This is a genomic window from Streptomyces sulphureus DSM 40104, from assembly GCF_000381025.1.
Classification (GTDB): domain Bacteria; phylum Actinomycetota; class Actinomycetes; order Streptomycetales; family Streptomycetaceae; genus Streptomyces; species Streptomyces sulphureus.
This window is the reverse complement of record NZ_KB905816.1, coordinates 344,360-371,198: the sequence shown is the minus strand read 5'-3', so window position 1 is coordinate 371,198 and position 26,839 is coordinate 344,360. Positions and strand designations below refer to the sequence as shown.

Below are 26,839 nucleotides of genomic sequence, written 5' to 3'. Positions count from 1 at the left end.
CCCGGAAGGAATCCCCATGACCGTACGAGTGGGAGTCATCGGCGCCGGCTGGATCGGTACCGAGCACATTCGCAGGCTGAGCACCACAGTCCCGGGGGCTCGGGTGAGTGCCGTCAGTGACATCGACCGCCAGCGGGCGCTGTCCGTCGCGCCGCAGGGAGCCGCCGTCCTCTCCGACAGTCGCCATCTGGTCGAGTCCGACGAGGTGGATGCCGTGCTCGTCGCCTCCTGGGGCCCCACACACGCCGAGCAGGTGCTCGCCGCGGTCGCCGCGGGGAAGCCGGTGCTCTGCGAGAAGCCACTCGCCACCGATCCGGCGGACGGTCTGCGGATCGTGGAGGCGGAGCGTGCGGCGGGACGCCGGCTGGTGCAGGTGGGTTTCATGCGCCGGTTCGACGCCGGTTACCGGGCTCTCAAGGAGGCCGTCGACGACGGCGGCCTCGGCACACCGCTCATGGCGCACTGCGCGCACCGCAACAAGTCCGCGCAGTCCTCTTACACCTCCGACATGGCGGCCAGGGACACCGCCGTGCACGAGATCGACGTGCTGCGCTGGCTGTTGGACGACGAGATCACCACGGTGCAGGTGCTCACCCCGCGGTCCACCGGCAAGCGCTATCCGCACCTGACCGATCCGCAGTTCATGCTCTTCGAGACCGCCCGCGGGGTCCGGATCGACCTGGAGGTCTTCGTCAACTGCCAGTACGGCTACGACATCCAGTGCGAGATCGTCGGCGAAGAGGGCCTGGTCCGACTGCCCGACCCCGCGGCTCCGCGGGTGCGCGCCGCCGGACGGGAGAGCACCGCGATCTTCGCCGACTTCACAGGGCGGTTCGCAGCAGCCTTCGACACCGAGATCCGCGAGTGGATCGACGGTGTCCGGAGCGGCCGCGAACCGACGGGACCGTCGGCCTGGGACGGCTACGCGGCGACCGTCGTCACCGACGCCGCCGTCGAGTCGCTGACGACCGGCGGCGCCGTCATCGCTGTCGAGTTGAAGCCCCGGCCGGCGGTGTACGGAGGCTCCACGTGAAAGCGGCCACCGAATCGGCGGTGTTCCGCTGGCCGCCGCAGGAGGAGGCGGTGCGTACTGTCGCCGAACTCCACCATGGGTACTCGGAGTTCTCGCCGCGTCGGAGCTTCGTGCCCACCTGCCGCCGCCCTCGTGCCGACCGGGGCAGCGAGCCGAAGCAGCCCCGTCGCGCACACCTCGTCCAGCCGGCTTCGGTGCCACCGCCGCACCGGTGGCCGTCGCCGGACGAGCGTCAGCGCGCCGCTGTCCGACACCGGAAGCGGAGGAGCGACATCACGGCGGAGCTCCAACGTCCGCTGGCGAAGCGGGAGTTCGGCAGCCGCCCACCGCTGGCAGCCGAGAGCGAGACCCGTCCCTACCGACCGACCGAGGCGCTCCCGGTCGGATCGATGCGCGGCTCGGCGGTCGTCGAGCGGACGACCAGTCGTGGCGGTACGACCTCTTCGGGGGCTGCCTCATCGCCCTCGAGCCTGGCGGTGACGTGCCGTACAGCCACGCTCGCAAGCCTTGCGACGTCCTGGGCGACCGTGGTGAGGCGAAGATGGGCGAGACGGGCGAGGTGGCTGTCGTCGTAACCGACGACGGACAGGTGCTCGGGTACCCGAACTCCGGCGCGCAGCAACGTGTGGATCAACGCCGTCGCAGCACTGTCGTTGTAGGCGAGCACTGCTGTGGGCAGCTCTCCCTCCAGCAGCGTTCGGGCCCCCGCGACGCCGTCCTCTTCCGAGGGCCCGCCCGGCACCGTCCGTATGCCCGCACCCAACCCGTGCTCCGTCATCGCCAGTTCGTATCCGCGGCGGCGCTCCCGTGAACTCGGCCCCGCGCCGCCGTCGAGGTGCGTGATCCTCTTGTGCCCCAACCCGGCAAGGTGTTCCACCGCCTGCCGGACGCCCAGGTCGCCCGGGGTGCGCACGACCGCGCCCGCGAGCGGCGCCCGGGAAGAACGACCTATCACGACGGTGGGGACCCCCGAGACCTGAGCGAAGATCTCCTCGGGGAGGTTCTCCGCTCCGAGGAGCACAACCCCTTCGCAGCGGTTGTCGAGGAGCGTCTCCACCGCGCGTTGCGGAGTGCGGCTCGACGTCACCGCGCTCAGCATCACCTCCAAGCCCGCCTCCTCGGCCGCGACGTAGAGCTGTTCGATCACGTCCGCGTGGAACGAGTGCTGCAACGCGTAGACCACGCCCAGCAGATGGGAGCGGTGGCGCGCCAGCAGCCGGGCGGCGACGTCCGGACGGTAGCCGAGTTCGGCCGCCGCCTCGAGCACGCGCGCGCGGCTTCGCTCGCTCGGCCCGTGGGCTCCGCGCAGCGCGAGCGAGGCAAGCCCCGGGGACACGGCGGCGCGCGACGCGACGTCGCTGAGGGTGGGACGCCGGCCGGCTGAGCCGTCGCGATCGGACATGCAGAATCCTCCTCGCCGAGGGATTGACAGCAAGTGATGTTACCGCAAGACTGAGCAGCAATTAAAAGCGCTTTAACTCAGAGACCGAGAGTGGCGCTCACTTTTCCTTGCGCGGGGTCTTCCCATTTCCCTGCTGCCTCCATTCTTTCGCTCGTACACGCGGGAGCCCATGTGATGAAACGTGTCCAACAACGCTTTCAAGTCGTCGTATGCGGAGGCGGTTTGGCCGGGTTTTCGGCCGCGCTCGCCGCCGCCCGGCACGGCGCCGGCGTATGCCTCATCCAGAACCGGCCCGTCCTCGGTGGCAACTCCTCCTCCGAGATCAGGGTGACTCCCCACGGGGCCGCCGCCTTCCACGGGTACGCACGGGAGTCCGGAATCCTCGCCGAGGCCCTCATCGAAGAGCGGGCCGTCAACCACGAGCCCATCGTGGAGAACGGCTGGACCAACAGCGTCTGGGACATGGTGCTGTACGACATGGCCGTACGGACCGAGAACCTGACGCTGCATCTCAACACCTCGGTCACCGACGTCGAGAAGGACGACGGGCGGCAGATCGCCGCGGTGACCGCCCGGGTGGAGAACGCCGAGACCGAGCTGCGGATCGAGGGCGATTTCTTCATCGACTGCACAGGAGACGGTACGGTCGCCCACCTCGCCGGGGCCGAGTGGCGCAGCGGCACCGAATCCAGGGACGCCTACGACGAGCCGCACGCACCGAGCGAAGCGGGCCCGGGAGTCATGGGCAGCTCCCTCCACTTCAAGACGGTCGACGTAGGGAAACCGGCCCCGTTCCATGCGCCCGAGTGGGCCGTGCACTACGACGACCCCGACTTCTTCTACAAGGGCGGCAGGGTGCCCAAAAGGCTGAGCAGCGGGTACTGGTGGATCGAGATCGGCCCGCCGTGGGACACGCTCCACGACAACGAGCAGATACGGCACGAACTGACTCGGCACACGCTCGGCATCTGGGACTACCTGAAGAACCGTGACCCCAATCTCCGTGAGCAGGCGACCAATCTGGCGCTGGACTGGATAGGCCAGGTCCCGGGAAAGCGGGAGAACCGCCGGGTCATGGGCGAGTTGCTGCTCACGGAGAACGACCTCCTCGACCGCACCGTGTTCGACGACGAGGTCGCCTTCGGCGGCTGGTACGTCGACATGCACACGCTCGGGGGCCTGTTGGCGGAGACCAGCGAGCCCTTGAACGCCCGCGGACTGGACCCGACCTCGAACTACGGCGCCGGCACCAACGTGGGCCCCTTCGGGCTGCCGTTGCGCATCATGATCAGCCAGGACGTGGAGAACCTGCTCCTCGCGGGTCGGAACGTCAGCGCCACCCATGCGGCGATGAGTTCCATTCGCGTCATGAGCACCTGCGCGGTACTCGGCCAGGCCGCCGGCACGGCGGCGAGCACCGCCCTCAGGCGCGGTGTCCCCGTCGCCCGGGTTGCCGACGAGTACGTCGGCGAGGTGCAACAGACGCTGCTGCGGGACGGCTGCTTCCTGCCCAACCAGCACAACACCGACCCGGAGGACCTTGCGCGCAAGGCCGTCGCCACCGTGAGCAGCCAGGACCTGCTGCGTGGCGTAGGCCCCAACAGCGCCAACTGGTTGGGGGAGTTGGGGCAGTGGCACGACCACCCCGTATACCCTTTCACCGGGCGGTTGGAGCGCCGCGTCGCTCAGTGGATCAGCTTGGGACCTGCACGGCGCGTGGACACGCTGCAACTGTGCCTCAGCAACGAGGACGACGTGCCGCAGCAGGTCGACGCAGAACTGCACGCGGTCAGCGACCTGTGGGAGTACCGCACGGACCCCGGCACCCCGCCGCTCGCGGAGACCACGCTCACGGTTCCGCCGGGAGGGCCGCACTGGGTCACCTGGCCGATCGACCTGACGGTCGACCAACTCCCCGCCGAGGGCGGTTACATACGAGTGGACGCCGCGGCGAATCCCCGCGTCGAGTGGCACGAGGCCGGGGCGCTTCAGCCGGGGAACATCGCCGCCTACGAGGCGATGCCCGGTCGCTACCGTCGGTTCGCCGGGGGTTCCACCCTGAGCTTCCGGATCGAGCCCGCACAGGACGCCTACGCGCCGGCCAACGTGCTGAGCGGAGTCACGCGCCCGCACCGGCGGACCAACCTGTGGCGGTCCGATCCGGTGGAGCCGCTGCCGCAGTGGCTGGAGCTGGCCTGGGAGCAGCCGCGGACCGTGCAGCACGTCCAATTGACGTTCGCCGGGCACCTGTTGCGTGAGTACCACGCCTACCCGCCGTTCTACCGGGACCCGCAGTGCGTCCGCGACTACGCACTCGAAGCGTGGGTCGACGGCGAGTGGCACGAGGTGGCGCGCGTGGAGGGCAACTACACCACCCGCGTCGTGCACGACTTCGACACCCCCGTGACCACGGATCGTCTGCGCCTCGTCGTGTACGCGACGAACGGGGACCCCTCGGCCGGCGTGTACGAGGTCCGTTGCTACGAGACGCCGCGCTGCGCACGGCCGAGCTTCACCGCGACCTCCGCACGCGCACGGCGCGGCTGACGTTCCAAGGCAGGCCGCCGGGCCGAGCGTGCCGGGGACGGCGCGCTCGGCCCCTGAACAAGGAAAGCGACCACATGGACAAGGACGTCCAGATACCCGTTGAGCGCCGGGTGCCGGGAGCGAACCATGAGTGAACTCGTCATCCGCTCCAGGCGGGACATCACGGACTTCATCAACAGAGCGCCGGGCACCGCGCGTACGACGATATTCGCTGTTCTCGGGCTGGTCAGCGTCTTCACCGATGCCTATGACCTGGGCAGCCTCGGCATCGGAATAGACCAGATGGCCGCCGAGTGGGACCTGAGCTCCTTTCAGGTCGGCTCGGTCAGCGCCGTTATCGCGATCGGCGCCTTGCTCAGCACGTTCCTCGGCGGTTATCTCGCGGACCGAACCGGCCGGTTCAAGGTATTCGTCATCGCCAGCGCCATCCTCGTCGTCACACCGATCGGCTCGGCGCTGGCACCCAACTTCGAGACGATGCTCGTCTTCCGCTTCCTCATGGGCGTCGGTACCGGGCTGGACCTGCCCGTCGCGTTCAGCCTGATGGTCGAGTTCCTCAACACCCGACGTAAGGGCACCTGGGTCAATCTCTGGCAGCCCCTGTCGAGCGTCGCCACCATGTCCGGCGCGCTCGCCGCCCTGGTTGTCAAGTTCGCGGGGGCGGAGGACCAGTTGTGGCGCTGGTCGGTCGGTATCGGCGCGGTGCCGGTGTTCATCGTCCTCCTGGTCCGGCTGAAGTACGCGGAGGAGAGCCCCATGTGGGCAGCCCAACACCGCGGGTTGGCCGAGGCGGGCCGGATCGTCGAACGCGTCTACCAGGTTCCGGTGCGGGTAGTGCCACCCAGCGGGCGCGGAGCGGGCGACGACTCCGCGGCGACCGATGCGGCGCCAATGCGGAAGAGGCGTAGGCGCCCCCGCACGACGGACATCTTCCGGCGCCCCTTCCGGGCGAGGACGACCCTGGCCTCGGTCATCGCCGGCACCCAGTCGTTGCAGTACTACGCGATCGGCTTCTACTCGCCGGTCATCGCGGGGCTGTTGTTCGGCGACAACCTCAACGCCATCGTGCTCGCCACCGTGATCGTGCACACCTTCGCCTTGGTCTCCGGCGTCCTCCAGGGAGCCATCACCAACCGCATGGGCCTGTGGAGGCTGGCCACGATCGGCTACGTGATCGTCGCCGTTTCGCTCCTGATCCTCAGCGCGCTGGGGGACGACGGGTGGGACAACATGCCCCTGCTCCCCGTCCTGCTGGTCGGGATGCTGATGTTCGGCCATGCCTTCGGACCGGGGCCGCAGAGCAAAACCATGGCGACGCTGTCCTATCCCACCGAATACCGCTCGTTGGGGTCCGGATGGGCGGAGACCATGGGACGTATCGGCTCCATCCTCGGCCTGTTCCTCTTCCCGGTCCTCCTGGACACCGTGGGCCAGTCACTCACGATGCTGCTGCTCGCCTCGGCCCCCGTCGCCGCGCTGATCGCACTCTTCTGCATCCGCTGGGAGCCGATCGGCCAGGACGTCGAGACGGGGACACCGGAACAGGCACCGGCGACAGAGCCCGCGGAACCCGCACGCGCTCACAACGGCGGATGAGAGCGACGCGCACGCGGCGCCTCACCTCGACAACGCCGGCCGCTGTTCACGTGCGCAGGTCGACGACGACCTTGACGTCGTCCTCGGTCTTGCGGAGCGCGTCGGGGAACGCGTCCATGGGGACGCGGCGGGTGATGAGGCGGTCGAGCCAGTCGCTGTCGGCGTCGGCCAGGGCCGTTGCGGCCTGCTCGTAGTGGGAACGCGCCGCGTTGACACTGCCGAAGAGCACCGTGTTGTTGAGGACCATCGTGTCGTTCACTTCGTCCGCCCCGAACGGCGACGGTTTCGAGCCCGAGGCCATGCCCGTCAGGCAGATGACGGCGTTGGGACAGGCGGCGTTCACCAGGTCGAATACCAGGGGGCCGTGGCCCGTGCACTCGATGACGACATCGGGGCTGAGCCCGGTGTACGCGAGGTCACCGGCGTGGAAGGTGGCGCCGAGATCGTTCACCAGCGCCGACTTGGGCCCTTTGTCGTTGACATCCAGAACGTGGACGTCCAGGCCGCGCTGTACCCCCAGCAGAGCGGCCAGCAGGCCGATCGGTCCGGCGCCTGTCACCAGCGCCGTCCGGGGCTGCCACGACGAGCGCGCGAGGATGTGGTCGGTCTGCTCCCATGCCTTGGCCAGCACCGAAGCCGGCTCCAGCAGTACTCCGCGGTCTCCCACGCCGGGGCTGACACGGACCGCGTAGGCGGGGTCGATCCGCCACAGCTCGGAGCCGTAACCGTCCCGTTCCTTGATGCCGCGTTCCGTGTACTTCCCGTTGCGGCAGAAGTCCCATTCGCCGTGTGCGCACGGTGGGCACGGCACAGGGTCGGGACGCCGTACGATCCCCGCCACGTTGTCGCCCGCCGAGAACCCGCTGTCCTCCGGTGCCTCGAGCACCACGCCCAGCGACTCGTGCCCGACCACCAGGCGGTCCTGACCCGGCGGCAGACTCCCGTAGCCGCGCTCGACGATGTCGACGTCCGTTCCGCAGATCCCCAGCAGCCGACCCTCGACGAGGAGCGCTCCCTCGTCCTCCGCCGGGTCGGGCACCTCGCCGACCCGCACCTGCTCCGGCTCACCGGGCACCACCGTGATCGCCTTCATGCACGTCACCTCCCACCCGGTTCCGCCGGCCCCGCGACGGCCGCACAGGGCTCGTTCGAGCGTCCCCTCCGGCGAACCGACCCGCAATTCGGGCGGGCGGCAGGCCGCACCCGCACCGGCGGCCGGGGCGATGACCCGGCACAGCGGTACGGCCCGTACGAGCGGAACCGTGCGCGCCGTGGAGCGCGGCAGCCCGGAGCCGGGCGCACGCTGCTTCCGACCCGCTGTCTTCGCGCGGCAGGCGGCATCGCGTTCCTGGCACGGCGATTGGCAGCCGTCGAGCAGGTGGCGCGGAACGGGAAGAGAGCCCGTCCCGTCAGGTCAGCCGTTGGAGGGCAGGCGGAACGGAAGGTGGGCGGGCCAGCGCAGCTCGGGCGGCGCGCTGACGCGCACGTCCGCAGCGCCGCTGAGTACCCTTTCCGCCGCCTCGTCCGAGCCGGTCCCGGCGCCGGTACGGGCACCGACGCCGGCCTGTTCGTCGGCGTCGCCCTCGACGCCGACGAAGACGAGGATGTCGAAGACCACCATCCGCACGCCCGCCCGGGCCACGAGGAGTTCGACGCCCTCGGCCGGTGCCGGGCCGGGGACCGGGCTGGAATCGTGGCGCGTCCCCGGGCCGGGAGCGGGTGGACGGACGGAGCCGGCGCCGGAATCCGGCTCGGGCCTCTGCTCGGACTCCGAGCCGGGACCGGTCACGCGGGCGGCCACGGCGACGGCACGTTCGGCCGCACGTTGGCGCTCGGCGCGGTCGCCGGGGGAAGCGGCGAGGGACCGCAGCGTCTCGGACAGCTCCCTGACCACGGGTGACAGCGCGGAACGTTGCCCGGGCGGCAGCTCCGTGGCCGTGCGGGTGAGGGTGAGGCAGCTATTGCCGAGCAGGTCCAGGCGGGCCGCGTACGCGCTCTCGCGCTCGATGGGCTGACGCTGCCCCCACCACAGGGGCGAGCGGCGCGCGACGGTATCGGCGTTGTCACGCGCCTCACCGAGGTCGACCAGTCGCTGGTACGCGGCGAGCAGGTGCTCCCAGGTCCACTGCGAACCTCGCGAGTCCCCGTGCTCCACGACCTCCGCCGTCAGGGTCAGCGCATGCGCCAGGTTCCGGAGGATCGCGCTCTCGGCCCGCCGCAGCGCAGCCAACGGGTGCGCAGGGAACAGGAGTTGGCTGAAGACGAGCGCGACGGCTCCGCCGAGTACCGCGTCGACCACCCGGTCGGTCCCCGTACTGGTGCCGGTGGCTACGGCGATGATCGCGCTCACCCCGGCCTGGGCCATGGTGACGCGTACGCCGCCGAAGAGGAGGGCGGCGAGGATGGCGAGGAAGACGGCTACCGCCACGGTGGGGTAGCCGGGACCGAGGACGGCGACCGTCAACTGGGCGGCGAAAACCCCCGCGATGACGCCGAGGACGAAGCGCACGGCGTTGGTGCCGCGCCCGCCGCGGGTGGTGTTGAGGGCGACGATCGTGGTGATCGGCGCGAAGATCGGCTGATGGTGGTCGATGAAATGCGCGGCGATCCACCAGGCGACGGTCGCGGCGACGGTCTGCTGCACGACGGGCCACATGCTGCTCTTCAGCCGCTGCCAGGCCGCCGACGTCGCCGCCCGCGCCTCGCGCAGCCCCTTCCGCAGGGTGCCGGCGACGGAGTGCGGACGCGGTGAGGTACGGGCGTTCAACGGCAGTCTCGCGTTCCGGTTTCGTATCCGACCCTCCGGAAGGAGCCGCCCCCGAAGTCCTGTCTGGTGTACGACGCATCGGTTACGACCCCGGCGTCGTAACCGAAGAGGAAACCGCCGGCGATCACCGCTCCCCAGCGGCCGACCTCGCGCTCGGCCGCGGTGGCGCCCCCTTCCTCCACCGGACCATGGGCGCCCGGCTTCCGGGAAAACCGCTGCATGTCGTGTCTCCTAAGCCGGACCGCTGCCCTGCGCACATCGCGTACACACCGCGGGGCCTGCGCGGTGGAGAGCTTCCGGAAAGGTCGAGACGCTAAACGGGCATTACGCCATCGTGAGCGCCAATCGCCGGGAGCGCACGGCGCAGCAGGCAACACGTCGGCACCGTCGAGTCCGGACATGCCTTCACCGGCGGTGGGACGACGGCGGCCGGCGAGCCAGGACACGTGCCAAGGGCGGCGCCGTCTCGGGCGCTCGTACATCGGCCATCGCGGCGTCGGTCCGCTGTTGTCCGGCGGGGGATGCGCGCTCCACCGAAGCCGACGGTGTTGTCTGAGACGTTGCCCATCCCCGGACGACGAGAAGGCGGCGGTGTGATGACATCTCGTGAGCTGAACCTCCAAGAGATCCTGCGGGCAGTGGAGCAGGCGCCACCGACCAGTTCCGTGACGGCGGTGGCCGACCTCCTGGCTGAACAGGTCGACGCTCACGACGTGTGTTTCCTGATCACGGACCTGGCCGGGGAGGCACTCTGGCGACTTCCGGCCGTGTGGGCCGACCGGGAGGGGAAGGCCGATCCGGTGGAGCCGCTCCCGGGCACGGTCTACGACGAGGTGCTGCGCACGCAGAAGCTGCACGTCGTCGAGGCGCATGCGCCCGATGGGTACAAACGCGGCGGCTATCTGGTGGTGACGCCGGTTACCACGCGGGGGGATGCGATCGGGGCTCTGGAACTGGTCACGCAGCAACCACCGACCCCCTCCGAGCAGGAGCACATCGCACAGGCCGCCCAAGCTCTGAGCTACGTCGTGACCATCAACAGACGCTTCACCGACCTCTTCGAATGGAGACGGCGCACCAAGGTCCCCAGCCTCGCCGCCGAGATCCAACACAACCTGCTGCCCGCCGCGCTGGCGGTGGAAGCCGGACAGGCGACGGTCGCCGGGGCGCTGGAGCCGGCCGGAGACATCGCCGGCGACACCTTCGACTACAGCCTCGACGAGCAGGCCCTGCACCTGTCCATCACCGATGCCATGGGACACGGGGTGGAGTCGGCGCTCCTCGCCAGCCTCGTCGCCGGCGCTCTCCGTCAGACTCGTCGCGCCGCCCTCCCTCTCCCCGAGCAAGCGAACGCCGCTCACCGCGCCTTGCTCGAGTACGGGCGAGGGGGCACCGCCACGGGACAGATGCTGTGGGTCGACCTGACCAGCGGACATGCGCTGCTGGTCAACGCCGGGCACCCGTGGCCCCTGCGGCTCCGCGCCGGGCAGGTCACAGAACTCGAACCGCAAGTGGACATGCCCTTCGGCAACCCGTGGCAGGACAGCTACCAAGTACAGGAGATCTCCCTGTACCCCGGCGACCGGCTGGTGTTCCTCACGGACGGCATGCTCGAACGCAACACGCGCACCCTCGACCTGCCGACCGTGATCGCGCGCGACACGGCCCTGCACCCTCGCCAAGCTGTCCGCTCCATGGTCCAAGCACTGCGAGCGGCCACCGACGGCGAACTGCTGGACGACGCCACTGTGGTCTGCCTCGACTGGTACGGACCCGGCTCCAGCCAACGAACCGGCGCCACGGAAAGCAGGCGCTAGGTCCAGGGCCGGACGTCGGTCCCGGGGAAGGCGGGCTCACGCGGAAACGTGGCTGCCCCGCGTGCGGCAGCGCGTACTCGGCGTGGTCCACTCGGCTTTGCTGACAGGGACTCAGCCGTTGTGGCGAGTGGGAGGTCGTCGGACCGCCGCCCGATGTGCTCGGGCCGCGCACCGTGTGGGGCGGCGGCCACTGCAACACGTCGACACTGTACGAAACTCCGCGCACCGTGGTTCCCCCGGACGCCCGCCTTGTGTGACAACCGGCTCGTTGTGCCGCCGAGCGCGGCATCAGCACGCAGCGCCGGACGCCGGCGCGCACGGGAAGTCGGGCATCGGACCGGACGAGGAAGGCAGTGGCAGCGGGTGGCATCGGAGACCGGCGAAGACGACCTCACTGCCTGGGCACGCCAGGCGATCCGCACGCTGGCTCGACGACCGTGCCACCGAACCTCCGGCGCCGCTCCTGCCCTTCCCGCTCACCGGGCCTCCGGGCACGGCCCTGTACCTCAAGGACGAGTCGCGCCGCCCCACCGGAAGCCTCAAGCACGGGCCGGCGCGCGACCTGTTTCTCCACGCACTGCGTGCGGGCCACATCGAGCAGGACACTCCGCTCTTCGAGGCGACGAGCGGCAACATGGCCGTCTCGCAGGCCCACTTCGCCCGGCTCCTCGGCCTGCCGTACACGGCCGTCGTCCCGGAGCGGACCTCGACGGCCGAGCGGCACCGGATCGAGACGCACGGCGGCCGCTGCGTTCCCGTCGACCCGCCGCCCGCCGTCTACGAACGGGTGCGTGGACTCGCGGAACAGGTCGGTGGCCACTATCTGGACCACCTCCACCGGGTGGGGGACGCCGTCGACTGGAACGGACCGCGGAGCTTGGGTCCACAGCTCGCGCAGGACCTCGCGGAGCGCGGCGAATCGCCGCCCGCCTGGATCGTGGTGGGCGCCGGCAGTGGGGCGACCTCGGCGGCCATCGTGCGATACCTGCACCGTCGGGACGCCGGCACCCGGCGCCGCCGTCGATCCGGAGAACTCGGCGTACTTCCCCGGCTGGGTCACGGACTGCCCCGCGTACAGCACCGGCATGCCCTCCCGGAACGAGGGCATCGGACGGCCCCGGATGGAGCCGGCCTTCGATCCTCCCTGGTCGACCTGGTCATCCCGGTACCCGACGCGGCGAGCGTCGCAACGATGCGGCACCTCGCCGCGGTCACCGGACTGCGGGGCCGGTCCGTCCACCGGGAGCTGCCTGTGGGGCGCGTTCAGGGTCCTGGACCGCATGCGACGGGAGGGCACGAGGGGACCGGTCGTCCTCGTTGCCGGGGACGGCGCCGACCTCTACCGCGAGACCTGCTACGACGACGCGTGGGTCGCGGCGCACGGCTGGGGGTTGGCGGGGCCGCTGTCCGAGGTGGAGCACTTCACCTCGACCGGTATGTGGGGGACAGCCTCGAGCGACTAGGAGATGAGGCAAACCATCGCGGCGCTGGCGGGGCGCTCACAGACGGCGCATGGGCTCGTCGATGAGCGCGATCCTGGACTCGGAAACGGCGGCGACGAGGTGCTCGCCCAGCGAACTGGCGTACATGACGCGGCGGTCCGGAGCTGAGGAAGAACGCACACGGTCTGCGGTGGCACGACCGAGAGCCGGCCCGCAGGTCACCAGGGGCCGTGGTCGGCCAGCCCCAGTACCAGGGCGGCCACCGCGGTGGCGAGGAAGACGATCCCGCCCGCGATGTCGCGGGAGCCCACCCGCAGATGGGCGGTGATCGCTCCGACGAAGTACAGCACGAGCCCGCAGGCGGCGAGGGTCCCGAGGAGCGGTACGGCGAGTCCGGCGAGCAGTCCGACCGTGCCCGCTGCCAGCAGTGTGCCCAGTAGGGGTACGTACTTGCGGGGGAGGCCCTTCATGTCTGCTTGGGTTTTGGGGTAGTCGTGGCCGATCAGGTAGGTGACGGCGGCGGCACCGTTGAAGACCGCAGCGAGGAGGGTGACCGTGAGGTAGGCGGCGGACACGTTTTCTCCGTTTCCGTGGGGGACAGCGTTGCCGGGCGCTCCGTTGGAAGACGCCGTTTCCCTTTATGACAAGACAGCGACTCGACGTGTGACATCGGCGTCGTCTGGTGGCGGACATCCGGAGCATCGGCCTCGCGCAGGCGCTCATCGCCGATGCCCCACGGTGAACGGATCATTGAGCAGGTGACCGACGCGGTCCGGGCGAGGCTGTCTTCCTTTCGCCGCATCTGAAGGCCGGTGGGGACGGTCGAGGTCAAGCCCGTCGGGAAGTCCGGTATACGAGGGAAGAGCTGCCTCCCCGGAACAGCCCCCGGCCGCGGTCCCCGGCCACTAGGGTGTGGCTGTGACTGCTGTTCAAGCCCCTGGTCGCCTGCTCGCGATCAGCGACCTGCACGCGGCAATAGGAAGGAACAAGGCGCTCGTTGAGGGCCTGCGCCCCGAGTCTCCCGGTGACTGGCTCGTCGTGGCGGGCGATGTCGCGGAGACCGCCGACGAGGTGCGGCGGACCCTGGCGATGCTCGCGGAACGGTTCGGCACGGTGGTGTGGACACCGGGCAACCACGAGCTGTGGACCCACCCTTCGGACGGACTCACCCTCCGCGGCGAGGAGCGCTACCTCCATCTGGTCGAGATGTGCCGGGAGTTGGGCGTCGTCACGCCGGAAGACCCCTACCCCGTCTTCAGGGGTGAGCACGGACGCCTGAGGATAGCGCCGCTCTTCCTGCTCTACGACTACACCTGGCTGCCCGAGGGCGCGGAGTCCAAGGCGGAGGGCATGCGGGTGGCCGAGGAGACCGGCCTGGCGTTCAGCGACGAACTCCTCCTGCACTCCGACCCGTTCCCCAGCCGCGAGGACTGGTGCGCAGCGCGGGTCGCGGAGACGGAGCAGCGGCTCGCGGCGGTCGACGACCCGGACGTTCCACTGGTGCTCGTCAACCACTACCCGCTCGTCCGCGAACCGACGCGGGTGCTGCGCCACCCCCACTTGGCGATGTGGTGCGGCACCCGGCGTACGGAGACGTGGCATCGACGCTTCCACGTCGCCTGCGTGCTCTACGGCCACCTCCACATCCCGCGCCGCACCGTCCACGACGGCGTGCCCTTCCACGAGGTCTCCCTGGGATATCCGCGCGAGTGGCAGCGACACGGCCACCCGCACGGCATCCTGCGCCGTATCGACCTGGGGGAGAGCACCGGATGAACGCGGTGCCGCCGGCCGGCTTCCGATCACCGAGTTCCCCGCGTATTCGGCCGCTGAGTTCTCGTGTCCCAGAACTTGTCACGGACACCGGTGGCTGACCGCTCCCGGAGCTGCCCGTTCTTCCGCGGCGACGAACTGACCTGGGATATCAAAGTGTCGCCGCAGGACAGGAGGAGTAAGCCAAGGTCGACCAAGCCGCGATCCTCGACCGCTACAGCCGTAGCCCCGCCGACGCCGCGGCCCCCACCGTCGAGTCCGTGCAAACGCTCCTGGAGGAGCAAGGCCACCTCGACGCGGTCGGCGGCAGCGCCTACCTGGAGAACCTCAACGCCACGGCCGCCGCCACCGGCACCAGTACACAAGCCGCCGAGACGGTGCGCGCCCTGGCAGTCCTCCGCCGTCTCAAGAGCGCCGCCCAGCACATCGACGCCCTCACCGACGAGGCCGACACCACCACCGCCGAGGCCCTCGCCGACACCGCCCAAGCCGAGATCCTCGCCGCCACAGCAGGCCGCGCCGGCCTCCACCCTTCCGTCAGCCTCAACGAAGTGCTGGAGAACGTCCTCGACGAAATCGAGCTCATCGGCAGTAAACAAGAGCACCAGGTATGTAACGGGGTACCCACAGGGTTCCGCGAGCTCGACGAACTGACCGGCGGCCTCCACCCCGGCGAGCTCGTGGTCATCGCCGGCCGCCCGGCGATGGGCACCACCACCCTCGCCGTGGACTTCCTACGCTCGGCGGTCCTCACACACCGTCTGCCCGCCGTCATGTTCACCCGCGACGCCAGCCTGAACGACATCGGCATGCGGCTGTTGGCCGCAGAAGCCCGCGTCGCCCGACACCGCATGCGCTCCGGACACCTCACCGACGACGACTGGGGCCGCCTAGCACGAAAGATGTCGACCGTGGCCGAGGCCCCTCTGTTCCTCCAGGACGACGCGAACACCACCTTCACCCAACTACGAGCCCAATGCCGACGCCTACACGCGCAACACGACCTCCAACTCGCCTGCCTCGACACCGTCCAAATGCTCGACTACGGAACCCGCCCCCTCGGCAGTCGCTACGAAGAGGTCTCCGAGATCGCCCGTCGCCTCAAACTCCTCGCGATGGAACTGCAAATCCCCATCGTCGCCGTCTCCACCCTCAACCGCGGAGCTGAACAACGCGACGACCGCACACCCCGCCTGAGCGACCTGCGGGACTCAGGCGCACTCGAAGACGTCGCCGACCTCGTCCTCCTCATCCACCGGGAAGACGCCTACGACAAACTCTCCCCCGCTACGGCGAAGCAGACCTCATCATCGCCAAACACAACAACGGCCCCACCGCCACCCTCACCACGGCCTTCCAAGGGCACTACGCACGGTTCGTCGACTTCGCCCAGCTCTAGTCAGCCGTTGCGGGATCTCAAATCCCGTGGCCGAATCTCACGAACCGTGGCCACTCAACGGTCAATTGGTACGCGACCTGTCCCTTGACACTGCGGCGCCTTTTTGGCCTTTTCGCCCCTCGGTCATAGTCGGCGCCATGGACTATGACGTAGTGGTGGCCGGAGGCGGCCCGGTCGGACTGATGCTGGCCTGCGAGCTCCGGCTCGGAGGCGCGCGGGTGGCTGTTCTGGAGCGCCTCACCGAAGTGGACCCCACGATCAAGGGCGGGGCGATCACCACGCCCAGCGCCGAGGCGCTCTACCGTCGGGGCATGCTGCCCGCGCTGGCCGAAGTGCAGCGGCAGGCGATGGATCGCTCCCAGGCATTTGTGCGCGAGCGGAACGGCGGCGACGGACGCAGGGCCGCGGGCCAAGGGCTCGGAATCGTCGGGCACTTCGCCGGCATCCTGCTGCGCGCCGACCTAGTCGACTATAGGGAACCGGGCCTCGGCGACGCCGGACCCGCCGCCGAGATCGCCTTCGTGGCGCAGCAGGACATCGAGCGGCTGCTCGGCAGGCGGGCGGACGAGCTCGGCGTCGACGTGCGCCGGGGAGTGGAGCTGACCGGCTTCGACGCCGACGACGGGGCCGTCACCGTGCGGACCAGCCACGGGGCCATACGTGCCGGCTGGCTCGTGGGCTGCGACGGCGGCCGCAGCGCGGTCCGCAAGCTCGCAGGGTTCGAATTCCCCGGCACCGACCCGGAGATCACCTGTCACCAGGCGGTCGTGGAGATGACCGGCACCGAAGACCTGAAGGTCGGCTGGACCGCCACGGACACCGGGGTATACGCCTACGGGCCGATGCCGGGCCGCGTCGTCACCGTGGAGTTCGACGGCCCGCCGACCGACCGGGACGCGCCGGTCACCGCCGAGGACCTCCAGGCGCGGCTGCGCCGGGTATCCGGCGTGAACGTCACGATCACCACAGTGCGGACCGCGACCCGCTTCACCGACCACGCCCGCCAGGTCACCGAGTACCGCAAGGGCCGGGTGCTGCTGGCGGGTGATGCGGCGCACGTGCACTCCGCGTTCGGGAGCCAAGGGCTGAGCCTGGGTATCGGGGATGCGATGAACCTCGGCTGGAAGCTCGCCGCGGTGATCGGCGGCCGGGCGCCGGAAGGGCTGCTGGACACCTACACCTCCGAACGGCACCCGGTCGGTGCGTCGGTCCTGGACTGGACCCGGTCTCAGGTCGCAGCCATGCGCCCGAACCCGCAGTCCCGGGCCCTGCGCGAGATCGTAAGCGACCTGGCGGGGACGGTCGCGGGCACCACGTACCTGACCGCGCGGCTCAACAGCGCGGGGGTGCGGTACGCGCTGCCGGGCGAGCACCCGCTGACCGGCCGCAGCACCCCGGACCTCGAACTCACCGACGGCGGCCGCCTCGCGGACCACCTTCACCGCGGCCGGGCGCTCCTGCTTGACCTCACCGACGACCCGAAGCTCCGAGCCCTCGCCGCGGGGTATGCCGACCGCGTCGACATCCTGACGGCCGGCTGCCCGTCCCGCCCGGAACTGGCTGCGGTCCTCGTTCGCCCGGACGGTTTCACGGCCTGGGCAGCCGACGCGGGGGCGCAGGCGCCGACGTCCGGGCTGGCGGAAGCGCTGAAGGAGTGGTTCGAAATGCCAGAGGAGGCGATGACGCAGGGCTGATCCGCCACTTTTCTCTCGAACCATGAGCGACCTCGCCCACGGTCGCCGTGCTCACCCGGGTGTGGCGACCGTCCGCACCTCACTTCCGGCGACGGCATGCGCGAACTGGGCATAAAACTCCCCAGGGCGTAGTCGCCCCTACTCGTCTTGATTGGTCAGGCGTAACCGGGAGCTCTGGCTCCGACTAGTGCTTCTCAGACAGTCGCCGTCTGATCGAGCCGGTCGCGCATGTGCTGGGCGAGGTCACAGAGCCGGGGCCTCGGGAGGCGGTGGGCTGGACCCGCGAGGCACAGGGCAGCCTGTGCGATGCCTACGGTAGGAACCGGAACAGCTACACAGCACAGGTTCGGCTCGTGCTGTTCGACGTCCAGCGCGTAGCCGCATTGGCCCGCTTTTGTAATGGCCTCCTCCCAGACCTGCCAGGCGCTGGGGTCTGAAGCCCGCATACGCCGGGCCGTGGCAGGGCGGCCGGCGAGTAGGACATGGCCGATTGCGGTCCCCAACAGGGGGCAATGAGTGCCCGATACCGCCCCGACCCTCAGTGGCTGAACCGATTCGACGGCGTCAAGGTAGACAGCGTCCTTCCATGAGGCGACGGCCAGGTAACACGTCTCACCGGTCTCGCGGGCTAGCTCGGCCACGAGCGGGTGGAGTTGCGCGTGCAGGGCCTGATCGTCACTTCCGGATTCTCGGGCCAGCTCGGCCAGCTGTTCGGTGAGCCGGTACCGGCCGGCAGAGCCGGTTTGGGTTGTGTAGCCAAGGTGTTCAAGGGTGGCCAACAGGTTGTGCGTGGTTGAGCGGCTCAGACCACATGCTGCCGCTAGATCACTCAGGCGGGCCTCCGCGGGGTGCCGACCCAGTTCTTCGAGCAGGGCAAAAGCACGCGTAACTGAACGAACCGGTCGCGGCCCCATCTCACCTTGTTCCATACCATGGAATTTTACCACCCCGTTCCCAATTCTTTTCCCGCTGAGTTGAACGCGATGCTAATGTCCCCGTAGTCATTCAGTAACCGGAGAGTCGCGCTCCGTGTTGTGGCGCGGGCTTACACCCGGTTCTGCATCGATTGTGGCAATGGCGCCACATGCCGTATCGAGGAGGGAAGGGCCGAGCTTGCTCCCCTCCCGCCTCTCAGATCCACTCCAAGGAGCAACGCCGCTATGAAGCGAGTCTGTGTCGTTCTGGGTACTCGTCCTGAAGCGATCAAGTTCGCCCCGATAATTCGACTGTTGAAACGCGATAAGCGGTTTGACCCGGTCATTGTCTCCACCGGACAGCACAAAGAGATGCTGGCCGAGACCCTGATGGCTTTCGGTCTCAGCGTCGACATCGACCTGCAGATCATGCGTACGCGCCAGACCCTCTCTGGTGCCACGGCCCGCATTCTCGAAGGGCTCGACGCCTACCTGCCGAGCTCCAAAGCCGATGTGTTGCTGGTGCACGGAGACACCGCCACTACGCTCGCTGGAGCTCTGGCAGGGTTTCATCACCGAATACCCGTGGTGCACGTGGAGGCCGGACTACGTAGCGGCACGCTCTCCTCACCATTTCCCGAAGAGGGGAATCGAAGATTGGTGGCGCGTATTGCCGATCTGCATCTTGCTCCCACGTGGGGCAACCGGGACAACCTGCTCCGCGAAGGTCTACCAGCCACCAAGATCACGGTCACCGGAAACACTGTCATCGACGGTTTGCGATGGGGGGCACAAAACGCCACGGGCTGGGACCGCACAGAGCTCGCGGACCTCGACACGGACAGTCGGCGCGTAATACTCGCTTCCGCTCATCGACGTGACGCATGGCCCCGGCTGGGACAGATCGCCAAGGCATGGAAGACTCTCGCCGACCGCAGCGATGTGCGCCTCGTGATTCCACTGCACCGCAACCCTGCGGTGCGGGAGGCCATCCTGCCCGTCCTTAACGGCCACCCGAACATCACCGTCACTGAGCCACTGCCCTACTTGGCCTTCTGCCGACTCCTAGATCGTGCCGACCTGATCATCTCCGACAGCAGCGGCGCCCAGGAAGAGGGGCCCGCACTCGGGACACCCACCCTCGTGCTCAGCGAAGTAAGCGAGCGCGTGGAGGGCGTGGAAGCCGGCTCGGTGCGTCTAGTCGGAACCGACACCGACGGGATCGTTCACGCTGCCTCGTCGTTGCTGGATGACGACTTCGAGTACGACGCGATGGCCCGGGCGCACAACCCTTACGGAGACGGACATGCGGCCGACCGGTCGGTTGCCGCCCTGGCCCACTGGTTCGGCCTGGGGCCTGCGCCCACCCTCTTCGCCCCCGACACGCCTTTGCTGGTCCCCGGCCTCGGCGCGGACCTGGTGAGAAACGCCAGTTGAACACACAACGCGACTACAACAAGGAGTCCGAATGACTACGGCAGGATCCGTGTTGAGCTTTTCGACCCGTCGACTCCGAGCCTCGTCTACCGATCCAAGAGGGATAGTTCGTCTAGAGCAGCCGACGCTCGTGGTGAACCCCTCAACAACCTCCGTCTTCCTCGACACCGCTGTACAGACGCACATCCCTCCCTTGTCCTCGGCGGTACTCGACCACGTCACGCTCAGACCTGCGGAGCGATTGCTGCTCCTGAACGGCTGGGACGACGAGGAACTCGCCGGGCTTGGCAGCCGAGAAGGGTGGCAGCGTATTGGTGACAGTCCAGAAGTGGCCGCTGGGGCGGGCGACGGTCTCCCATTCCCCGCAGAGACACCGCTGTGGAAGTCAACGACAGAGCAGTTGGGAAGAATCCCCTTCGATAGTCGTTTCCCTGAAGCCGGTAGCGACGCAAGAGGCAAGCGTGATCTCTACCTCCAGGCCAACTTGTGGTACGCGCCAGCCGGAACAGACTGCCATATACACCGTCGGCACGATTTCCTGGAAGTGCACACCCAGGTGTCTGGTTGGGGCCGAATGCAGAAGTTCCATGCACAAGACCCCACCACCCTGTACCAAGACGTGCTGTTGGCCCCTGGTATGACACACGCCCCCTTTTGCCGCACCGACGCGGCCGGCGGGTGGCAGTACCCCTGGCACCGCTACTGGGCAGACAGCGACTGCCTCTGGCTCGCCCTTGAGTACCACCCCACCGCGCCTAGCCCCACCGTCTCACAGTCCGATGCCCAGGAGGTCCACCAATGAATGACGCTACGCCCGCCGCCAGCATCCGAACTCCCCACTTCGAACCTGAAGTCGTGGCCGACCAACTGCGCGACGGCTACTGGCTCGAGGCAGCCGACCTGGACAGCGACGGGAGAACCGACCTGTTCGGATACGGGCTGCGCCTCGGGGAAATCTACTGGTACCGCAACGACGGCCGTTGGACACGGCGCCTGGCGGCAGACGGCATTCACATGCCTGTGGGCGCCGACTACGCCGATGTCACCGGCAACGGAAGCTTCGACATCGTCGTCTGCCACGAGTTGTACGGACCCATCGGGACCATCGTCGACCCGGACCCCGAAGGTGGCAAGATCAGTTGGCTGGAAAACCCCGGCCACCCGGACAAGGACTCGTCCCGCTGGCGGCGCCATTACGTCGGGCGCGCCACCGGCATGCATCGCCTCCGCGCCGGATATTTCACTCAGACTGAACGTTTGGAGATCATCGGCCTGCCGATCGTCGCAGTCGAGGACGTCCATTCCCTGGTGCCGGTTGTCATGTTCACGCAACCCGCAGACGTATACAGCGCTGCGGAATGGGAAATGACTGTCATCGACAACACCGGTTTCCGTATGATCCATGGTGCAGAGAAAAAGCATGGAATCGTCCCCGGAAGTTCCCTGGATAGCCTTCTACTCGCCTCCGACGAAGGTGTCACATGGCTGTACTGGGATGACAAGCGCGGCGGCTGGAGGAGTGAAAACTTCGGAACGGGCGAACTCACTCAATTTCAAAGCACCGGGTTCCGGGGAAGCGGCGACCTCAATGCAGGCAGTCTCGGCGACGATCCCATGGCTTATGTCGCGGCTGTGGAGCCGTTCCACGGGAACACAGTCGCGGTGTACACCAAGCCCGCGTCTCGAAGCGGCGGAAGCTGGAAGCGAACAGTACTCGACGTATACGGCGACCCGAACGAGAACGGAGAAGGGCCTGGCCATCAAATCGTGTGCGCGGATTTTGACAATGACGGAGACGATGAGTTTCTTGTAGCACTACGCGGCCCATGGCCCTGGCAGGGCGTCATGTACTACAAGGCAATCGATGCCGAAGCAGGTATCTGGGCGAAGTGGCGCGTAGCGGAAGAGTCGGTGGCTCGCATTGCCACAGCGGACTTCAATGGCGACGGGCGTCTGGACTTCGCCACGATAGCCTACGCTGTCGACAATTATTACGTCGCCAAGGACGCCAAGATCGTACTGCACCGCAATCGCATCGCGGAGGCGCAGTGACGGTCACGGTACGCAAGGCAGTCATACCTGCAGCCGGGCTCGGGACGCGCTTTCTGCCGGTCACAAAAGCAACACCCAAAGAAATGCTGCCTGTCGTCGACAAGCCGGCCATCCAGTACGTTGTCGAGGAAGCCGCAACAGCTGGGCTGTTCGACGCACTGCTGGTGACAGGCCGCAACAAGCGAGCCCTGGAAGACCATTTCGACCGCAACCACGAGTTGGCGACAGCACTGGCCGACAAAGGCGACATGGCGCGCCTGGCTGCCATCGAGACCTCTGAGGAACTGGCGAAGATCCACTACGTACGCCAAGGCGATCCACGCGGCCTGGGACACGCGGTCCTGTGCGCCGCCGCACATATCGGTGCGGAGCCCTTCGCCGTCCTTCTCGGAGATGATCTCATTGATCCTCGAGATCCCCTACTCACCGAAATGCTAGAGGTGCAGCAGGAATACGGAGGGTGTGTCATCGCACTGACAGAAGTCGACCCCGTGGCGGTATCACGTTACGGTTGCGCTGCCGTCTCTCCCGCCAAACCGTCGGAACCGGTGCGCGTGACCGACTTGGTGGAGAAACCTGCACCAGATCAAGCCCCTTCCAACTTGGCGGTCATCGGGCGGTATGTACTTGCCCCTGAAATATTCGATGTACTACGTGCGACTCCTCCGGGCCGGGGCGGTGAAATCCAGTTGACCGACGCGATCAGGAACGTGGCTACAGGTGCTGCGGCGGGCGGGTCGGTTCACGGTGTCATCTTCCGCGGAAGCCGATATGACACCGGGGACAGAAGCGAGTACCTCCAGGCAGTGGTTCGGCTGGCCTGCAAGCACGAAGACCTCGGGTCTCAGTTCAGTGACTGGCTCAAAAAGTTCGCTGCAACGGAGATCTGACGTCCTGCTGCACCTCTCGCGAAGCTGGCCGCCGGGGGCGCTGCACGGTACGCGCCTGCCGCTTCGGCCGAAGAGATCGGTATGATCACGGGTGTCCGGGCGGTGGAGCCGGGAGGTTCCACCGCCCGCCCCGGCGATCCGCTGCCCGGTTCTTACCGTCTCCCGTGGGAAGCTGCCGGGCGATCACCCGGCAGCTCACGTTGGGGCGTTCAGCGTCTGAACGGCCTGTACGAGAGGGGCCACCTGAGGGTCTCGCCGGGCTTCATCGAGCGCTTCATGTAGAGCGGCCTCGTTGGTGGGACGCGACTGCTCCAGAAGTTTTCGTCCCGCCTCTGTGACCTCGGTGTAGATGCCACGGCGGTCGGTCGGGCAGAGGTAGCGGGCAAGCAGCCCGCGGTCTTCCAGGCGCGTGACCAGACGGGTGGCCGCGCTTTGGCTCAGGACGACGGCATCGGCGACCTGCTTCATCTGCAGATGGCCCCCTTCTCCAGAGTGCTGTCGGCTGAGCACGTCGAGCAGGGAGTACTCGCGCACGCTCAGCCCGTGCTCGGACTGGAGGGCTCGCTCGATGCACGCCTCGATCCGCCCGTGCAGCAGAGACAGTGCGCACCAGCCTTGTGCCAGGGCGGTGCGTTCGGAATCAGTGGCGGTCACGACGGCTCCTTCGCTTGTGCCTTCTATTTTTGCACGTGCGGCAGGTTGCATACAGCGATAACCAGCGCTTGCAACTACCAGCGTCCGCCCTTAAGCTGCTAGCGCAAATAATGCCTGCACGCATCTAATATCAAGGGGGAAGCGCATGCCGCTTGCGCTCCTGGCTCTCACCATCGGAGCCTTCGCGATCGGTACGACTGAGTTCGTTGTCATGGGAGTTCTGCCGCAGGTAGCGGGCGACTTCGGAGTGTCGATCCCGGCCGCCGGCTGGCTAGTGACGGGTTATGCGCTCGGGGTCGTATGCGGCGCGCCGCTGCTGACCGTTCTGGGAACCCGGGCGTCTCGCAAGAAGATGTTGATGCTGCTGATGGGGTTGCTGGTGACAGGCAACCTGCTCTCGGCCCTTGCACCGGTGTTCGGTGTGATGCTGGCTGGCCGCGTCCTCGCTTCCTTCACCCATGGGGCCTTCTTCGGAATCGGCTCGGTGGTCGCCGCCGGCCTTGTGGGCCCAGGCAAGAAGGCCGGCGCCATCTCGCTGATGTTCATGGGCCTGACCGTGGCCAATGTGGTCGGCGTCCCCTTGGGCACGCTCATCGGGCAGGCCATCGGCTGGCGCATCACTTTCGTCATCGTTGCCGCCCTCGGCGCTATCGGCCTGGTCGGTGTGGCCGCGCTGGTTCCGGAGACCGGCAGGCCCGAAGGCGTCCGCGTACGCACTGAGTTCGCTGCCTTCCGGAACGTGCAGGTATGGCTGGCCATCGCCATGACGGTCCTGGGGTTCGGCGGCGTCTTCGCGGCCTTCACCTACATCGCGCCGATGATGACGGATGTGGCCGGCTATTCCGAAGGAGCCGTCAGCTGGTTGCTGGTCCTCTTCGGCGTGGGTATGGTCATCGGAAACGTGGTGGGCGGCAGGCTCGCCGACCGCGCGCTGATGCCCCTCCTGTACGTGTCACTCAGCGGCCTCACGCTCGTCCTTGTTCTCTTCATGGCCACCGCTCATCACAAGGCCGCGGCTGCCGTCACATTGACGCTGATCGGAGCCTTGGGGTTCTCTACCGTTCCGCCCTTGCAAAAGCGCGTGTTGGACCATGCCTCGGCAGCCCCGACGCTGGCTTCCGCAGTCAACATCGGCGGATTCAATCTCGGTAACGCGCTCGCCGCCTGGCTCGGCGGTATGACGATCTCCGGCGGGCTCGGCTACACCGCCCCCAACGCCGTCGGAGCCATCATGGCTGCCGCCGCCCTGCTACTGGCCGTACTCGCCGTTTCTCTCGAACGCCGAGCACCCCAGCGGCAGAGCAAGACGCCCACGCCGACTGAATCCTCTCCGACTACCGAGCACTCGGTCTCTCCATAGACGACTAGCCAGATCACCGCTGCCCCGACCCTCCTACGGGAACCCTCTAAGGCCCTCGATCACCGCCACTGAAGGCGAGGATGTGCTCGGCTTTGGCGGTGGAGTCGACGGCAGCCGGCGAGCCAGGACATCGTTCGCTCGACGGTTCAGCGGTGTCGTCCCGGCCTCAGAGTTGGTGCCCTAGCACGACGGAAAGTCCTGGTGCGCGGAACATTGGTTCAATCCCTATGAGCAGCGAACAGAAGGCCGTCGCGGCCGTCGCGGGCGGTATGTCCGGCGAGGAGTGGGAAGACCACAGGCCGGCCGTCTTCGGGGTGGCGTACCGGCTGTTGGGTAGCGTCGCGGACGCCGAGGACGTGGTCCAGGACGTGTGGCTGCGCACCACCGGGGGCCGGCTGGAGGGAGTCGACAACCGGAGGGCGTGGCTGGTGACGGTTGCCGCACGATGCGCGTACGACCTTCTGAAGTCGGCGCGGGTGCGCCGTGAGGAGTACGTCGGCCCTTGGTTGCCCGAGCCGCTGATGACCGGCCCGGATGCCGCGCAGCCGGTGCTGGTGGACGAGTCCGTGGGGTCGGCCATGATGCTGGTGATGGAGGAGCTGAACCCCCCGGAACGCGTCGCCTTCGTGTTGCGGGATGTGTTCGGACTGGACATGACCCGGATCGCAGGGGTGCTGGACCGTTCTCCCACTGCCGCCCGCCAGCTTGCCTCCCGCGCCCGCCGGAGGATCACGAAGGCCCGGGATGTGGGCGAGGCCGGCATCGTGGCACCGCGCGCCGAGCGCGAGCAGGTGCTTCGCACCTTTCGCGCGGCATACGAATGCGGTGACCTGGAAGGGCTGGTGCGGCTGCTCGACCCGGAGGCGGTCTATGTCACGGACGGCGGCGGCGAGGTCTTCGCGGCCCGCAAACCGATTGTCGGTGGCCGGCGCCTGGCGGAGGTGCTGCTGCGGATGGGCCGCAGGTGGCGGCTGGACAATGTGGAGCTCGTGGAGGTCGGGGGCGAGGCCGCGCTGCTGTGCCGTCGCGAGGACGGTTCGGTGCACTCGGTCGATACGGTGCGCCTGCGTGGTGGCCGGATCGTTGCCTACTGGCGCCAGCTGACCCCTTCCAAGCTCGCACATCTGTGAGACCCGGCAGAAAACCGACCGGCTACGTGTCACATCAGGGTGTGCTGCCTCGTCTCCCTACCGAGAGCGTATGGCGCGGTGTGGAGAACGGGTTTCGCCATGCAGCGGCCAACTGACCAAGGAGCTTTGATGACACGCATGGACCTGGGAACTTCGGCCCCTGAGCCGTACGGGCTTCTCCGGCAGGCACAGGCGGCGATCGAGAGGGGGCCCCTGGGTGCGACCGTGCGCGAACTGTTGAAGATCCGGGCTTCGCAGCTCAACGGCTGCGTGTTCTGCGTGGACGTGCACACGCGGGAGGCGCGTCGGTTGGGTGAGCGGCAGGACCGGTTGGATCAGCTGCCGGTGTGGGAAGAGTCGGAGCTGTTCACGGAGCGGGAGCGGGCAGGACTCGCGTACACCGAGGCTGTCACCTGCCAGGTCACGGTGGCGGAAGACCTGTGGAAACGAGTGTGCAAGGAGTTCCCCGACGAGGACGAGCGCGGGCACCTGGTACTCCAGGGCGCGCTGATCAACGCGCTCAACAGGCTCGGCGTGCCGCTGGAGATGAAGCCTTCTCAGCACGCGCACGCGTGAAGTAGTGGTGTGGGTCGCCCGGCCGAGGCACCGACCGAGGAACACAGGAAAGGCTCAACGCCCACCACCCGCGGGACCGGTCCGGTGGGCGGACGGATTCCAGGTGGTTTGTTCAGCACGGGGGCGAGCAGAGCGGGCGGACGTACTCCGGCTGCGCCCGCTGAGGTCAGTGAAACCGCTTCGGCAACTCGCATCCGTTCTCTGCTCGCTGGGGTCCGTACTGCTCCTGGCTTGCGGTAACGGACTTGATCACGGCAACACCCGCACCCACCCGGCACCATCGACCAGTCACTGACCCAGGTGAGCTGGAACGACCTGTGCCACGAAATCCTCTGAAGGACACCGAGCCGTGGATT

General features: G+C 68.0%; 23 protein-coding genes and 2 pseudogenes. 17 read left to right on the top strand and 8 right to left on the bottom strand.

Annotated features, from left to right (window positions below):
- Positions 1-16 precede the first annotated feature (16 nt).
- Positions 17-1,033 (top strand): Gfo/Idh/MocA family protein, encoded by a 1,017-nt coding sequence (locus F603_RS0113545; protein WP_019546543.1) that lies wholly within the window; start codon positions 17-19, stop codon positions 1,031-1,033.
- Between the two features lie 355 nt (positions 1,034-1,388).
- Here F603_RS0113545 and F603_RS0113540 read toward each other — a convergent pair whose 3' ends face one another.
- Positions 1,389-2,435: a LacI family DNA-binding transcriptional regulator gene (locus F603_RS0113540; RefSeq protein ID WP_019546542.1), complete on the bottom strand. Its 1,047-nt coding sequence runs from the start codon at positions 2,433-2,435 to the stop codon at positions 1,389-1,391.
- 174 nt (positions 2,436-2,609) lie between these two features.
- Here F603_RS0113540 and F603_RS32075 point away from each other — a divergent pair, with 174 nt between their 5' ends.
- Together F603_RS32075 and F603_RS32070 are read left to right on the top strand one after the other, a co-directional pair.
- Positions 2,610-4,982 (top strand): FAD-dependent oxidoreductase, encoded by a 2,373-nt coding sequence (locus tag F603_RS32075; protein ID WP_051096210.1) that lies wholly within the window; start codon positions 2,610-2,612, stop codon positions 4,980-4,982.
- A 126-nt stretch (positions 4,983-5,108) separates the two neighbouring features.
- A complete protein-coding gene (locus F603_RS32070; RefSeq protein WP_019546540.1) occupies positions 5,109-6,578 on the top strand; it encodes an MFS transporter in 1,470 nt (489 codons plus the stop codon).
- Between the two features lie 46 nt (positions 6,579-6,624).
- Here F603_RS32070 and F603_RS0113525 read toward each other — a convergent pair whose 3' ends face one another.
- The 3 genes from F603_RS0113525 to F603_RS0113515 all read right to left on the bottom strand — a co-directional run bounded on the left by F603_RS0113525 (position 6,625) and on the right by F603_RS0113515 (position 9,566).
- A complete protein-coding gene (locus tag F603_RS0113525) occupies positions 6,625-7,671 on the bottom strand; it encodes a glucose 1-dehydrogenase (RefSeq protein WP_019546539.1) in 1,047 nt (348 codons plus the stop codon).
- Positions 7,672-7,992: 321 nt separating this feature from the next.
- A complete protein-coding gene (locus F603_RS0113520) occupies positions 7,993-9,345 on the bottom strand; it encodes an FUSC family protein (RefSeq protein ID WP_019546538.1) in 1,353 nt (450 codons plus the stop codon).
- Complete coding sequence (locus tag F603_RS0113515) at positions 9,342-9,566, bottom strand: hypothetical protein (RefSeq protein ID WP_019546537.1); 225 nt, start codon at positions 9,564-9,566, stop codon at positions 9,342-9,344. The genes F603_RS0113520 and F603_RS0113515 overlap by 4 nt, the downstream gene beginning before the upstream one ends.
- Before the next feature lie 375 nt (positions 9,567-9,941).
- On the opposite strand from F603_RS0113515, the gene F603_RS0113510 reads away from it, so the two are divergent.
- The 3 genes and pseudogenes from F603_RS0113510 (at position 9,942) to F603_RS35845 (ending at position 12,625) form a co-directional block, all read left to right on the top strand.
- Positions 9,942-11,162 (top strand): PP2C family protein-serine/threonine phosphatase, encoded by a 1,221-nt coding sequence (locus tag F603_RS0113510; protein WP_037955889.1) that lies wholly within the window; start codon positions 9,942-9,944, stop codon positions 11,160-11,162.
- 61 nt (positions 11,163-11,223) lie between these two features.
- A pseudogene (locus F603_RS36525) lies at positions 11,224-12,321 on the top strand (pyridoxal-phosphate dependent enzyme); the annotation flags it as partial.
- Positions 12,322-12,442: 121 nt separating this feature from the next.
- A complete protein-coding gene (locus tag F603_RS35845) occupies positions 12,443-12,625 on the top strand; it encodes a hypothetical protein (RefSeq protein ID WP_019546534.1) in 183 nt (60 codons plus the stop codon).
- 197 nt (positions 12,626-12,822) lie between these two features.
- On the opposite strand, the gene F603_RS0113490 is transcribed toward F603_RS35845, so the two are convergent.
- On the bottom strand, positions 12,823-13,179 hold the full coding sequence (locus F603_RS0113490) for a DoxX family protein (protein ID WP_019546532.1): 357 nt from the start codon (positions 13,177-13,179) through the stop codon (positions 12,823-12,825).
- 343 nt (positions 13,180-13,522) lie between these two features.
- Between F603_RS0113490 and F603_RS0113485 the strand changes: the two genes are divergently transcribed.
- The 3 genes from F603_RS0113485 to F603_RS0113475 all read left to right on the top strand — a co-directional run bounded on the left by F603_RS0113485 (position 13,523) and on the right by F603_RS0113475 (position 17,470).
- Complete coding sequence (locus F603_RS0113485; protein ID WP_037955886.1) at positions 13,523-14,380, top strand: metallophosphoesterase family protein; 858 nt, start codon at positions 13,523-13,525, stop codon at positions 14,378-14,380.
- 257 nt (positions 14,381-14,637) lie between these two features.
- Positions 14,638-15,864 (top strand): replicative DNA helicase, encoded by a 1,227-nt coding sequence (locus tag F603_RS32060; RefSeq protein WP_051096208.1) that lies wholly within the window; start codon positions 14,638-14,640, stop codon positions 15,862-15,864.
- A 49-nt stretch (positions 15,865-15,913) separates the two neighbouring features.
- Positions 15,914-17,470, top strand: a complete 1,557-nt coding sequence (locus tag F603_RS0113475; protein WP_037955883.1) for an FAD-dependent monooxygenase — start codon at positions 15,914-15,916, stop codon at positions 17,468-17,470.
- Between the two features lie 194 nt (positions 17,471-17,664).
- Here the strand turns inward: F603_RS0113475 and F603_RS36520 are convergent, their stop codons facing one another.
- The gene (locus F603_RS36520) at positions 17,665-18,135 is read right to left on the bottom strand and encodes an IclR family transcriptional regulator (RefSeq protein ID WP_425426977.1); all 471 of its coding nucleotides are present in this window, start codon (positions 18,133-18,135) and stop codon (positions 17,665-17,667) included.
- Here F603_RS36520 and F603_RS35840 point away from each other — a divergent pair.
- Positions 18,130-18,267, top strand: coding sequence for a hypothetical protein (locus tag F603_RS35840; RefSeq protein WP_245600767.1), 138 nt, complete (start codon positions 18,130-18,132; stop codon positions 18,265-18,267). The two genes, F603_RS36520 and F603_RS35840, sit on opposite strands and share 6 nt — an antisense overlap.
- Before the next feature lie 3 nt (positions 18,268-18,270).
- On the opposite strand, the pseudogene F603_RS36515 reads toward F603_RS35840, so the two are convergent.
- Positions 18,271-18,384 (bottom strand): annotated as a pseudogene (locus F603_RS36515) (helix-turn-helix domain-containing protein); the annotation flags it as partial.
- A 246-nt stretch (positions 18,385-18,630) separates the two neighbouring features.
- Between F603_RS36515 and wecB the strand changes: the two are divergent.
- From wecB to F603_RS34045, 4 genes are read left to right on the top strand one after another with little or no spacing between them, the layout of a single operon-like run.
- A complete protein-coding gene (gene wecB / locus F603_RS0113465; protein WP_019546528.1) occupies positions 18,631-19,821 on the top strand; it encodes a non-hydrolyzing UDP-N-acetylglucosamine 2-epimerase in 1,191 nt (396 codons plus the stop codon).
- A gap of 31 nt (positions 19,822-19,852) precedes the next feature.
- The gene (locus F603_RS35085; protein WP_158678638.1) at positions 19,853-20,623 is read left to right on the top strand and encodes a hypothetical protein; all 771 of its coding nucleotides are present in this window, start codon (positions 19,853-19,855) and stop codon (positions 20,621-20,623) included.
- A complete protein-coding gene (locus F603_RS34660) occupies positions 20,620-21,873 on the top strand; it encodes an FG-GAP repeat domain-containing protein (protein ID WP_019546526.1) in 1,254 nt (417 codons plus the stop codon). Before F603_RS35085 ends, F603_RS34660 begins: the two co-directional genes overlap by 4 nt.
- Positions 21,870-22,763, top strand: coding sequence for a UTP--glucose-1-phosphate uridylyltransferase (locus tag F603_RS34045; RefSeq protein WP_106431309.1), 894 nt, complete (start codon positions 21,870-21,872; stop codon positions 22,761-22,763). Before F603_RS34660 ends, F603_RS34045 begins: the two co-directional genes overlap by 4 nt.
- Positions 22,764-22,958: 195 nt before the next feature.
- Here the strand turns inward: F603_RS34045 and F603_RS0113445 are convergent, their stop codons facing one another.
- Entirely contained in the window at positions 22,959-23,417 is a 459-nt protein-coding gene (locus F603_RS0113445; protein WP_019546525.1) for a MarR family winged helix-turn-helix transcriptional regulator, read from the bottom strand.
- A gap of 145 nt (positions 23,418-23,562) precedes the next feature.
- Between F603_RS0113445 and F603_RS0113440 the strand changes: the two genes are divergently transcribed.
- The 3 genes from F603_RS0113440 (at position 23,563) to F603_RS0113430 (ending at position 26,483) form a co-directional block, all read left to right on the top strand.
- The gene (locus F603_RS0113440) at positions 23,563-24,777 is read left to right on the top strand and encodes an MFS transporter (RefSeq protein WP_019546524.1); all 1,215 of its coding nucleotides are present in this window, start codon (positions 23,563-23,565) and stop codon (positions 24,775-24,777) included.
- A gap of 227 nt (positions 24,778-25,004) precedes the next feature.
- On the top strand, positions 25,005-25,907 hold the full coding sequence (gene sigJ / locus F603_RS0113435; RefSeq protein ID WP_019546523.1) for an RNA polymerase sigma factor SigJ: 903 nt from the start codon (positions 25,005-25,007) through the stop codon (positions 25,905-25,907).
- Positions 25,908-26,036: 129 nt separating this feature from the next.
- The gene (locus tag F603_RS0113430; protein WP_019546522.1) at positions 26,037-26,483 is read left to right on the top strand and encodes a carboxymuconolactone decarboxylase family protein; all 447 of its coding nucleotides are present in this window, start codon (positions 26,037-26,039) and stop codon (positions 26,481-26,483) included.
- Positions 26,484-26,839 lie beyond the last annotated feature (356 nt).